Here is a 12,727-nt window from a genome sequence, read left to right on the forward strand (position 1 = left end):
CGCCGCCAACAAACTGCTCACCGGCCTGGCCGCACAGCGCCGTCAGCGCGCGGCCGCCATCGGCTACCCCCAGATCGGACTGGGGACCCCCGACTACTGGGAGCAAGGCCCCACCGTCGACTGGCCGATGTGGATCGTCGTCATCGACGGCTACTCCACCTTCCTCGCCCCCGCCCAGGGCCGCAGCGCCGCCGCTCGCGCCCGCACCGCACTGGCACGGGAGAACAGAGACGCGGTCCTCGATCTGCTCATCAACGGCCCCCGGGTCGGCATCGCAGTCGTGCTCACCACCGGCGAGACCCTGCCCAAAGACCTGCGTGATCACCTGACCGTGACGATCTCCCTCGCCTGCGACCCCGAGCAGGTCACCAACGCGCTCGGCGCCAAGATCCGCAGCCACCCCGCCGCCAACCCCGCCGGATTCCGCCACATCGACATGGCCACCATGACGACCCCCGCAGGCGGCTACATCCAACTCCGGGTGCCCCTCACCCCCGCCCCCGAACTGGCCCCCTCGGCAGGGTCCGACCCCGCCGACCCTCCCGACCCCACCGACCCCGGCGGCCCCACCGACCCCGCGGGGGACGCCGGGGTCGGTGGGGCCGAGTCCAGCCGCCCCTCCGCCGACCCCACCACTGCGACCCCCCTCGCCCTCCCCGCCGCCCCTCCGCATTGAGCCGACGTACCTCCCGGGGTCGAGCGGGCCGCCAGGGGTCGACCCTCGGATAGCTGGCCCGACCCCGGCCCCGACCCCCCGAGCATTCCCAGGGACGACCCCCACCGACCCGGCCCCGACCCCCGAGCGGCCGACCCCGACCCCCGAGCGGCCGACCCCGGCCCCCTCGACCCCGGAGGGGGCCGCATTCCCGATAGTCCGACCGGAAATGGTGCAAAAGGTGTGTAGGGCTGGTGGAGTTCGGCCCTCGAGGGAGGGGAGCAGGGCCAGTGGCTGGCATTCGGTTGGCGCCGCCGAAGAGAACGAAGGACGGGGATGAGGGCCGCAGCGTACGAAAACGCCAACACGGAGAGAACGACGTCGAATGAACCAACTTCCACGAAGACCTGGCGCGAGGCCATCGCCCGCGGACCCACACAACCACCGGAACCGCCCTGCGCACGGCCCTGCCCGGTCCGCGCCACCGGCCCCAACCGTCACCCCGCCGCCGCCAGGGTCGACGGGGTCGGCCCTCGTCGACCCCCGTCCGTACCCCGGGGCCGACGGGGTGGCCCCCGGGTACGTCGCCACGTCCTGGGTGTCGGCCCCCGGAGGTGACCGCCACGAACCCCCGACCCCCGCGAGGCGGTTGCGATCGACCCCGCATCGACCCCATCCGACCCCGGTCGAAATGGTGCAAAAGGTGTGTGGGGCTCGCGGATTCGCCAGGAGGAACGGCGAGAGATGGGGGGATCTGCTGCGCTGGCGACCGCGCGGAAGTGGGGTCGAAAAGCCTGACCGCGCATCAAAGAGTGCTAGAACGCTAGAATGCGAGCATGCTAGCGCAATCGTCTTTTCGTCCTGCCCGACACCCGATAGTCCACCCCTCATGAAGCCGTCCCCGCAGCCACCGCGTTCGTAGCGCGCCGACACCACCCCACACCAATGAACCCCAAAAGCATCGGCATCGAACACGTCGCCATCGTCGGCATCGCCTGCATCCCCGTCGCGTTCTGGCTGTTCTTCATCCACCCCCTCTGGCAGTTCTTCCACGGCGCTGTCGTCGTGGCCATCCTCGCCGGCGCTATCGCCTTGGCCGTTCAGGTCGTTCTCCACCGCAAGAAGACCGCCCGCCGCACCCTGGCCCGGCAGGAGGCCGAGCAGGCCGAGCGAGACGCCATCTGGGAACGAGACTCGGCCACCATCACCGACCAGGTCGCACGCTGCGCCGCCGATCTCCTGCACAACCCGATCCAGGCCGCCGACATCTGGGGCGAACTCGGCCTCGGCGAACCCGGCAACCACCCCACCCTCGACACCGAAACCTGCTCCAGCGGAGTCGAAGAAACCAGCTACGGCAGCCGGGTCTACCTGCTCATGCCCAGCAACTTCGCCAATCCCGCCGCCTACGTCAGCAAACTCCCCGAACTCGCCAACCACCTCGGCGTCGACGTCGTGCGCATCGTCCGCGTCACCGGCCGTCCTCGTACTCGACCTCGTCACCCGCGACCCCCTCACCACCGCAATGGCAGCAATGGCTGCAACCCTTCCCGAACGCCTGCACACCGGGCTGGGCCGGATCGCCGAGACCTGGAGCGCCTGCGAACTGTGGACGCGGCTCGGGCAGAGAACCCAACCACCGCACCGGCGACCCCGGCTCCTGGCCCACCGTGCTGCCCGGAGAACACAACGGCATACCCGACTCCGGTGTGTGGACGGTCCCTGTCGGCGCCTGCGTGCCTGACGATCCCCGACAACTGCTCGGCCAACGACTTCGCCAGCCGACAAGATCGCCCCCGCCCTCGACGTCCCCGCGGTACGGGTGAAGTCCCGCGACGGAAACCAACTCATCTTGAACTGCGCGTGGTCGACCCGATCGCCGTGCTGGCCTGGTGCCCGCTGATCTCGGTCCACGAGGTGCTCGACGCCGACGGGTCGGTGACCACCCGATACCGGCCCGTCGTGGCACCCAACTCGCTGAGCTGCCACGACGACTTCGACCTGGCCGTCAGCGACCAAGGCGAGATGGTCACCTTCAACCTCTCCAAGCACGGACACATCGTCATCGGCGGCCGCACCCGATCCGGCAAGTCGATCCTGCTCAACACCTGCGCGGCCATGCTGATGCGCGACACCAGGTGCTGATGATCGACTCAACGGCGCCGCCACCCGCCCTGCTGCTGCACCGGGTGCGCGAGGAAACGACGGCGACGCCGCCTGCGAAATCCTCCTGGACGTGCTCGACGAGATCGAGCGCCGCAAGCGAATCTTCCACCAAAGAAATCGACAAGATCACCGACTTCGAGGCCGCCGGTGCTCGCCATCGACGAGCGCCGCCTGCTCGGCGAGCACCGCCGGGCAGGCCGCCATCGCCCTCGACACGGCATCGTCCTGATCGTTTCCGCAGAAGGTCTCCGAGGACAACCTGCCGCCGGCCAGCCGACCAACAGGTCAGCCACGCCGTGAACGACGCCCAGGACTCGGTCCTGCTCCGCCGTCACGCCGAGGAAGTCCTCAACCGTCCGTCTCAGGGCGTGGCGATCGGTCTGCTGGCCAGTCCGACTTCGTCCGATGCGCGGGTTGTTCCTGCCCACCTGCTTCGACATCGCCGACGCGATCCTGCCGTCCGCAACCTGAACGCGCCCTGCCACGACGACGAGGACACCGACACCGCCGAAATCTCCGCAACCTCCTCCAGCCGCCCGGCACGCGCCGGCATCGCGCACGGCGAACGGCCAGCAGCACGCCAGCGGCAACATCTGCTGCTCGACGACTCCGCGGCGTCCGCTACGCCTGTACCGGACTGCAACCGGCTCCGCCACCGGCCGTCCCGGAGCCTGCCGAGATGCCGCCAGATCCACCACGCCACAGAACCGCAAACGACCGACCGAGGACCGACCGAAGCCGATCACCAGCAACATGCCTGCAGCGTTGCGCGACGTTCCGCTGGCACTTCGTTCGAGGGAAAGCGGCACCACGAGAGAATCGGCTTCACGCGGTGCCGCCGAGCCCTACCGACCACCGCGCACGACGACCACCGCCGACCAGCGGCCAACCGCCACCACCTCGACACCACCCCGGAGCGCCAGATCATCTCGGCCTCGGTGGCCATGCTCGGCCTGCAGCAGCCGCGCCAGCGCGCATCGGGCACGAGATGCGAGCGGTCCTTCCGCCTGGATCGGCCGACGACACCGCGACGCCGCACAGCTGATGATGCGCCAGGCCGAGCGGGATATCGAGCAGCACACCGAAGCTCTGCGGCCCTGGAGCGCTGGTCACCGTTCATCGAGCGGCCCGCACGTAGCCGCAACACACGAAATAGGTCCGCCCTGAATCACCAGGGTCGAGCCCATCTGCGTGCGTATGGGACGCCTGGGCGCTCTATGCGGCCTGCTGATCGAGCGCAGCGGCTCCGGAGTCGGTCGCCGGACCGGGTGGACGCGCTCGGCGACCTCCTTGTCCGCGGATCGGAACGACCAGCTCACGAGCCCGCGTCGAGGCGTCCCGAACGAACTTGGTCTGGGCTCGACAGATCCTGATCGGTGCCGGAACCGAAGCCTCGCCCGCCGTCGCGCGCGCACCAGCACCGAGACGCGATCGGCGCGATATCCTCGGCAGCCGGTACCGATCGCGCTTGAATTGCCGCGCGGTGCCCTCGAATCGGCTACGGCCTCGCCGCCATGCCGTGCTCGACCTGCGCGCTGCTCGGCCTGCAGACTGCCCGGTGATCCATCGGCGCGAATCCTCGCGGTTGGCCCTGCCGAAGGCGATGAACTTGCGCCGCAACAACGATTCCAAGGTCTTGACCACGCCGTCGCCCACGCTTCCCCGATGTACCAGTCGAACTCCTCGGCGTCGATCACCACCGTCACCGACAGGCCGCGGATGCAGATCCTCGAGCATGGACAGCTGCGCCGGGGTCAGCCGCACCGGCAGGCCGCCTACCTGCGCCAGGAGCGTGCTGTACCGCGGTGTACCTCCACTGCCGTGCCTTCAGCACTCGGCTCGAAACGGTCCTGCTCGGCCTGCTGACCGCCGGCTCGGCCGCTGGCGCAGCTGCGCCACCTCCGACTGCCGTGCAACGAGACCGAGGTCGGCAGCTGCTGCCATCGCCGCATCGGTCTTCGAAACCTTCGAGAGCAACGGTGGCCGCCGCGCGCCGCCGCCGCCAGAGCCGCATCGGCGCCAACGGATCGCCGCCGACGGCACGGCGCCGACTCCGGCACGGCGAGCCCGCCGCCGACGCCGCCGCCGCCGTCCGCGATCCAGCCGCGCGCGCGCCGCAGGCGGGGGAGCGCGGGTGACGGCGTGGCCGCCGCAACGGTCTTCTCCACGGGACTTCGCAGGCGCCACAGGCTCACCACTCGACGGCATCATCAGCTATCTCGGAGATATCAGCATTTTCAGGCGCCGATATCCGACACGTCATCACCTGCATTTCGGACGTGCCCAGAGCATCATAGCCCGAGTCTCGGTGCTCAGCAACAACACTGCGCGGCGTTCCGGCGCTGCTCACCAGCTTGTCTCGCCAGCGGTCCGAATTCGCCTCGCGGGTCACCGTCACAGGTTGGCTGAGGGCCGTGGGCTTGCAGCCTCGCACCAGCTGCGGCACGAGCACCACTCCCTCGGCAGGCGCATCGGCCTCGTAGGAGCTCCACAACTCTGCTCGCCCACTCCAGTTCCTGCGCCGGCGCGTGATCGGCGGTCACAGGCTCACGGTGCCGCAGACCGAGCACGCCACCTGTCCAGCTCACCGCGGATCCTCGTCCGGCGCCGCGCTCGATCGCCAACACGTCGATGCCGATCGGCAGGCCATGGCACCGGCAGCCGCCGCCGCGATGGACCCTGCGTGCCCCGCTCAGCGCTGCACGGTCAGCGACAGCGGCCAGCGGCAGAGGACACCACCTCCCCGGGACCCGAGGCCTGCTCGCGCCGCCTGAGCGTGCACCGCTCGACCACCTGCACCGGCAAATCCACCGCCGTACCCTCTCCTCATCAACGGACTACTGTGCTCTCTCCTCTAAATACCGCGAGCACCTCTCCTCAATACCTGAGCCGAGGAAAATGGAGAAAGCTGAGGAGAATAGGCTGATAGCCGAGGATAATGGGTGTAGACTGAGGAGCAGAACAGCAGCAGCCCAGAGCGACCGGAGCCGCCGAGCGCAGAGAACCCCAGGTCAGCGGGGTAACTGACGAGCGCCCCCGAGGTAGGCTCACCATGACCCCCCGATCACTCCATCATCCCTCACTCCACGCTGAGGAGCTTGCTACGCTCGAGCCGTTTGCAAACGGCTCGAGCGTAACGAAACTCCTCAGCGTGAGGAGTGCGGGACATGAGGATGATGGGGTGAGGGCTTTCGGTCGGGGGGTCATGGTGAGGAACCTACCCTCTCGGGGGCGCTTTCGTCAATTACCCCCGCTGACCTGGGGGTTTTCTGCGCTTTCGGCGGCTTTCCGGTCCTTCTGGGCTGCTTGGCTGCTGTTCATACTCCTCAGTCTACACCCATTATCCTCAGCTATCAACCTATTCTCCTCAGCTTTCTCCATTTTTCCTCGGCTCAGGTATTGAGGAGAGAGGTGCTTTCACGGTATATTTAGAGGAGAGAGAGAAACACAATAGTCCGTTGATGAGGAGAAAGGAGTACGGCGGTGGATTTGCCAGTGCAGGTGGACTTGCCGGATTGGGTGGTCGAAGCGGTACGGCTCGGAGCGACGCGGAAAGGCGGGCCTCGGGTCCCGGTGGGGGAGGTGGTGTCCTTCTGCCGCTGGCCGCTGTCGCTGACCGTGCAGCGGGCACAAGCGGGGGACACGCTGGGGTCCATCGCGGCGGCGGCATACCCGGTGCCGTGCATGGCCTGCCGGTCTGAGCATCGGATCGACGTGTTGGCGATCGAGGCGCGGCAGCACGGGGACGAGGATCCGCGGGTGAAGCTGGACAAGGTGGCGTGCTCGGTCTGCGGCACCGTGGGCCTGTGGCCGCCGATCACGACACGGCCGGCGCAGGAACTGGAGTGGGCGAACAAGAAGTTGTGGAGCTCCTACGGGGCCGATGCGCCGCTGCCGAAGGGGGAAGTGGTGCTCGTGCCGCAGCTGTGCGGGTGCGAGGTGAAACAGCTTCAAACCCACGGCCCTCAGCCAACCTATGACGGTGACCCGCACAAGGCGAAGAATTCGGACCGCTGGCGAGACAAGCTGGTGAGCAACGCCTGGGAAGAGCTGTCGAACGCCCGCGCGGGTGTTGTTGCTGAGAGCACCGAAGACTCAGGCTATGATGCTCTGGGCACGTCCGAAAATGCAGGTGATGACGTGTCGGATATCGGCGCGCCTGAAAATGCTGATATCTCCGAGATAGCTGATGATGCCGTCGAGGTGGTTGAGCCTGTGGCGGCCCCTGCGGAAAGTCCCGTGGAGAAGACCGTTGCGGCGGCCACGCCGTCACCCACGCGCTTCCCCCCGCCTGCGGCGCGGCGGGTGCGGCTGGATCGCGAGACGGCGGTAGCGGCGGCGTCGGTGGAGTTAGCGGCGGAGCTCGCCGTGCCGGAGTCGGCGCCTGTGCCCGTCGGCGGCGATGATCCGTTGGCGCCGATGCGGGCTGCTCTGGCGGCGATGGCGGCGGCGGTGGGGCAGGCCTCGCGGCAGGCCACCGTTGCTCTCGAAGGTTTCGAAGAGACCGATGCGGCGGTGGCGAAGCGGCTTGCCGACCTCGAGTCTCGTTGCACGGCTGCGGAATCGGAGGTGGCGCAGCTGCGCGCCAGCTTGGCCGAGGCCGAGCGGCGGATCAAGCAGGCCGAGCAGGACCGTTTCGAGGCCCAGGGTGCTGAGAAGGCGCTGGCGAAGCAGTTGGAGAGGTACACCGCGGTACAGCACGCTCCTGGCGCGGGTAGGCGGCCTGCCCGGGTGCGGCTGACCCCGGCGCAGCTGTCCATGCTCGGGGATCTGCATCCCGAGGCCCGCGGTCGCCTGTCGGTGACGGTTGTGGTGATCGACGCCGAGGCGGAGGAGTTCGACTGGTACATCGGGGGAAAGCGCGTGGGCGACGGCGTGGTCAAGACCTTGGAATCGTTGTTGCGGCACAAGTTCATCGCCTTCGGTAGGGCCAACCGCGAGGGTTTCGCGCCGGTGAAGATCACCGAGGCGGGTCTGCGGGCCTACAGCGCACGGGCCGAGCAGCCCGTGAAGGTCGAGGCGGGGGAACATGGCGGTGAGGCCGTAGCCGATTCGAAGGGCACCGCGCGGCAATTCAAGCGCGATCAGTACCGGCTGCTCGAGGATATCCGCGCCGATCGCGTCTCAGTGCTGAGTGCGCGCGGCCCCGACGGGGAACTCGGGGCGGGGCTTCGGTTCCGCAACACCGATCAGGATCTGTCGAAAGCCCAGACCAAGTTCGTTCGGGACGCCTTCGACGCGGGACTCGTGGGCTGGTCGTTCTCCGATCCGCAGACAAAGGAGGTCGCCGAAGGCGCGTCCACCCCGGTCCGGCTGACCGACTCCGGAGCCGCTGCGCTCGATCAACAGGCCGCATAGGAGCGCCCAAACGTCCCATACACACACGAAATAGGCTCGACCCCATAGTGATTCAAGGGCGGACCTATTTCGTGTGTTTGCTGGCCTACGTGCGGGGCCGCTTTCGATGAACGGTGACCAGCGCTCCAGGGCCGCAGAGCTTCGGTGTGCTGCTCGATATCCCGCTCGGCCTGGCAGTCGGGCCATCATCAGCTGTGCGGCGTCGCGGTTGTCGTCGGCCGATCCGAGGCGGGAGAGGAACCGCTCACACATCTCGTGCCCGATGCGCGCCTGGTGCGGGCGAGCTGCTGCAGGGCCGAAGCATGGCCACCGAGACCGAGGATGATCTGGCCCAACGCTTCCTGGGGTGGGTGTCGGGTGGTGGCAGTTGGCCACTGATGGCGCCGCTGTCGGGGTGGTCGGTCACGTGAGCGCGGTGGTCGAGTAGGGCTCGGCGGCACCGCGTGAGGGAGCACCGATTCTCCTCATGTGGTGCCCGCTTTTTCCCCTCGAACGAAAGTGCCAACGGAACGTCACGCAACGCTACGAAACATATTTGCTGGTAATGGCTTCGAGCGCTCGCGTCAGTCAGTCCTCGGTCGGTTGTTTGCGGTTCTTGTGGCGGTGGTGGATCTGGCGGCATCTCGGCGAGCAGAACTTCCCGGGACGGCCGGTGTGGGCTTGGGGGACCGGGTTGTTGCAGTCCGGTGCAAGGCAGTAGCGGACGCCGCGGAAGTCGTCGAGCAGCAAGATGTTGCCGCTGGCGTGCTGTTCGCTGGCCCGTTCGCGTGGTGCGGATGCCGGCGCGGTGCGGGGTTTGGGCGGCGTGCTGGTGGGCTTGGAGGAGGTTGCGGGGGTTTCAGCGGTGTCGGTGTCCTCGTCGTCTTGGTAGGGCAGGTCGCGTTCGGGTTTGCGGACGGCCAGGATCGCGTCGGCGATGTCGAAGCAGGCCTGGGTGGGCAGGAACAACCCGCGCATCCGGACGAAGTCGGATTGGCTGGCCAGCAGACCGATCGCCACGCCCTGGGGGACGGACAGTTTGAGGACTTCCTCGGCGTAGACGGCGGGGGCAGTGGGGAGCAGGACCCGGAAGTCCTGGGCGTCGTTCACGGCGTGGCTGACCCTGTTGGTCAGCTGGGAGCGTACGGCGGTGGGCAGGTTGTCCTCGGAGACCTTCTGCAGGGAAACGATCAAGACGATGCCGTATTTGAGGGCGATGGCGGCCACTTTGCCCAGCAGGTCGCCGAACCGTGAGTGCTTGCGGAACAGGGCGGCCTCGTCGATGGCGAGCACCCACAGCGGCAGGTCCTCGGAGAAGTCGGTGATCTTGTCGATTTTCTTTTGGTGGAAGATTCGCTTGCGGCGCTCGATCTCGTCGAGCACGTCCAGGAGGATTTCGCAGGCGGCGTCGCCGTCGTTTTCCTCGCACACCCGGTGCAGCAAGCGGTACCAGGGCGGGGTGGCGGCGCCGTTGGGGTCGATCATCAGCACCTTGGTGTCGCGCATCAGCATGGCCCGGGCGACGAGGTTGTTGAGCAGGATCGACTTGCCGGATCGGGTGCGGCCGCCGATGACGATGTGTCCGTGCTTGGAGAGGTTGAAGGTGACCATCTCGCCTTGGTCGCTGACGGCCAGGTCGAAGTCGTCGTGGCAGCTCAGCGAGTTGGGTGCCACGACGGGCCGGTATCGGGTGGTCACCGACCCGTCGGCGTCGAGCACCTCGTGGACCGAGATCAGCGGGCACCAGGCCAGCACGGCGATCGGGTCGACCACGCGCAGTTCCAAGATGAGTTGGTTTCCGTCGCGGGACTTCACCCGTACCGCGGGGACGTCGAGGGCGGGGGCGATCTTGTCGGCTTTGCTGGCGAAGTCGTTGGCCGAGCAGTTGTCGGGGATCGTCAGGCGCACGCAGGCGCCGACAGGGACCGTCCACACACCGGAGTCGGGTATGCCGTTGTGTTCTCCGGGCAGCACGGTGGGCCAGGAGCCGGGGTCGCCGGTGCGGTGGTTGGGTTCTCTGCCCAGCCCGAGCCGCGTCCACAGTTCGCAGGCGCTCCAGGTCTCGGCGATCCGGCCCAGCCCGGTGTGCAGGCGTTCGGGGAAGGGTTGCAGCCATTGCTGCCATTGCGGGGTGGTGAGGGGGTCGCGGGTGACGAGGTCGAGTACGAGGAGGCGGCCGGTGACGCGGACGATGCGCACGACGTCGACGCCGAGGTGGTTGGCGAGTTCGGGGAGTTTGCTGACGTAGGCGGCGGGATTGGCGAAGTTGCTGGGCATGAGCAGGTAGACCCGGCTGCCGTAGCTGGTTTCTTCGACTCCGCTGGAGCAGGTTTCGGTGTCGAGGGTGGGGTGGTTGCCGGGTTCGCCGAGGCCGAGTTCGCCCCAGATGTCGGCGGCCTGGATCGGGTTGTGCAGGAGATCGGCGGCGCAGCGTGCGACCTGGTCGGTGATGGTGGCCGAGTCTCGTTCCCAGATGGCGTCTCGCTCGGCCTGCTCGGCCTCCTGCCGGGCCAGGGTGCGGCGGGCGGTCTTCTTGCGGTGGAGAACGACCTGAACGGCCAAGGCGATAGCGCCGGCGAGGATGGCCACGACGACAGCGCCGTGGAAGAACTGCCAGAGGGGGTGGATGAAGAACAGCCAGAACGCGACGGGGATGCAGGCGATGCCGACGATGGCGACGTGTTCGATGCCGATGCTTTTGGGGTTCATTGGTGTGGGGTGGTGTCGGCGCGCTACGAACGCGGTGGCTGCGGGGACGGCTTCATGAGGGGTGGACTATCGGGTGTCGGGCAGGACGAAAAGACGATTGCGCTAGCATGCTCGCATTCTAGCGTTCTAGCACTCTTTGATGCGCGGTCAGGCTTTTCGACCCCACTTCCGCGCGGTCGCCAGCGCAGCAGATCCCCCCATCTCTCGCCGTTCCTCCTGGCGAATCCGCGAGCCCCACACACCTTTTGCACCATTTCGACCGGGGTCGGATGGGGTCGATGCGGGGTCGATCGCAACCGCCTCGCGGGGGTCGGGGGTTCGTGGCGGTCACCTCCGGGGGCCGACACCCAGGACGTGGCGACGTACCCCGGGGGCCACCCCGTCGGCCCCGGGGTACGGACGGGGGTCGACGAGGGCCGACCCCCGTCGACCCTGGCGGCGGCGGGGTGACGGTTGGGGCCGGTGGCGCGGACCGGGCAGGGCCGTGCGCAGGGCGGTTCCGGTGGTTGTGTGGGTCCGCGGGCGATGGCCTCGCGCCAGGTCTTCGTGGAAGTTGGTTCATTCGACGTCGTTCTCTCCGTGTTGGCGTTTTCGTACGCTGCGGCCCTCATCCCCGTCCTTCGTTCTCTTCGGCGGCGCCAACCGAATGCCAGCCACTGGCCCTGCTCCCCTCCCTCGAGGGCCGAACTCCACCAGCCCTACACACCTTTTGCACCATTTCCGGTCGGACTATCGGGAATGCGGCCCCCTCCGGGGTCGAGGGGGCCGGGGTCGGCCGCTCGGGGGTCGGGGTCGGCCGCTCGGGGGTCGGGGCCGGGTCGGTGGGGGTCGTCCCTGGGAATGCTCGGGGGTCGGGGCCGGGGTCGGGCCAGCTATCCGAGGGTCGACCCCTGGCGGCCCGCTCGACCCCGGGAGGTACGTCGGCTCAATGCGGAGGGGCGGCGGGGAGGGCGAGGGGGGTCGCAGTGGTGGGGTCGGCGGAGGGGCGGCTGGACTCGGCCCCACCGACCCCGGCGTCCCCCGCGGGGTCGGTGGGGCCGCCGGGGTCGGTGGGGTCGGGAGGGTCGGCGGGGTCGGACCCTGCCGAGGGGGCCAGTTCGGGGGCGGGGGTGAGGGGCACCCGGAGTTGGATGTAGCCGCCTGCGGGGGTCGTCATGGTGGCCATGTCGATGTGGCGGAATCCGGCGGGGTTGGCGGCGGGGTGGCTGCGGATCTTGGCGCCGAGCGCGTTGGTGACCTGCTCGGGGTCGCAGGCGAGGGAGATCGTCACGGTCAGGTGATCACGCAGGTCTTTGGGCAGGGTCTCGCCGGTGGTGAGCACGACTGCGATGCCGACCCGGGGGCCGTTGATGAGCAGATCGAGGACCGCGTCTCTGTTCTCCCGTGCCAGTGCGGTGCGGGCGCGAGCGGCGGCGCTGCGGCCCTGGGCGGGGGCGAGGAAGGTGGAGTAGCCGTCGATGACGACGATCCACATCGGCCAGTCGACGGTGGGGCCTTGCTCCCAGTAGTCGGGGGTCCCCAGTCCGATCTGGGGGTAGCCGATGGCGGCCGCGCGCTGACGGCGCTGTGCGGCCAGGCCGGTGAGCAGTTTGTTGGCGGCGGCCAGGTCGTCACCGACCAGCTTGGTGCAGCGGTCGGCCAGACTCCGGTATCCGCCGGTGCGGGGGTCGGGCGTCGAGCCGTCGAGGACGAAGAACTCGAGATCGGGGTGGGGGGCCAGGTGAGTGAGCAGATTGCGGACGAAGGTGGTGCGGCCGGAGCCGGTGCGGCCGTGGACGCGCAGGCCGGGGGTGGTGGCGAAGTCGATTTCGACGGGGCGCGCGAAGGTGTCGGTGCCACACCAGGCACGGGTCGGGTCGG

The 12,727-nt window shown here is 68.4% G+C and carries 5 protein-coding genes and 1 pseudogene; 3 read left to right on the top strand and 3 right to left on the bottom strand.

All coding sequences use genetic code 11. From position 1 onward, the window contains the following. Positions 1–676, top strand: a pseudogene (locus tag ACQP2U_RS43800) (hypothetical protein); the annotation flags it as partial. 924 nt (positions 677–1,600) lie between these two features. Continuing rightward, entirely contained in the window at positions 1,601–2,800 is a 1,200-nt protein-coding gene (locus ACQP2U_RS43805) for a hypothetical protein (protein ID WP_433717420.1), read from the top strand. Between the two features lie 2,212 nt (positions 2,801–5,012). Here the strand turns inward: ACQP2U_RS43805 and ACQP2U_RS43810 are convergent. Continuing rightward, a complete protein-coding gene (locus ACQP2U_RS43810) occupies positions 5,013–5,267 on the bottom strand; it encodes a hypothetical protein (RefSeq protein WP_433717421.1) in 255 nt (84 codons plus the stop codon). Between the two features lie 1,271 nt (positions 5,268–6,538). On the opposite strand from ACQP2U_RS43810, the gene ACQP2U_RS43815 reads away from it, so the two are divergent. Then, the gene (locus tag ACQP2U_RS43815) at positions 6,539–8,179 is read left to right on the top strand and encodes a hypothetical protein (protein ID WP_433716858.1); all 1,641 of its coding nucleotides are present in this window, start codon (positions 6,539–6,541) and stop codon (positions 8,177–8,179) included. Positions 8,180–8,746: 567 nt separating this feature from the next. Here the strand turns inward: ACQP2U_RS43815 and ACQP2U_RS43820 are convergent. Continuing rightward, a complete protein-coding gene (locus ACQP2U_RS43820; RefSeq protein ID WP_433716860.1) occupies positions 8,747–10,867 on the bottom strand; it encodes an FtsK/SpoIIIE domain-containing protein in 2,121 nt (706 codons plus the stop codon). 925 nt (positions 10,868–11,792) lie between these two features. Then, on the bottom strand, positions 11,793–12,727 hold a 935-nt coding region (locus ACQP2U_RS43825), incomplete at its 5' end, for an FtsK/SpoIIIE domain-containing protein (protein ID WP_433717423.1).

Source organism: Nocardia sp. CA-084685 (assembly GCF_050955785.1).
Lineage (GTDB): Bacteria > Actinomycetota > Actinomycetes > Mycobacteriales > Mycobacteriaceae > Nocardia.

Coding starts and splice junctions, on each gene's coding strand:
- ACQP2U_RS43820 (WP_433716860.1), bottom strand. CDS start 10,867: ATGAACCCCAAAAGCATCGGCATCGAACACGTCGCCATCGTCGGCATC.
- ACQP2U_RS43805 (WP_433717420.1), top strand. CDS start 1,601: ATGAACCCCAAAAGCATCGGCATCGAACACGTCGCCATCGTCGGCATC.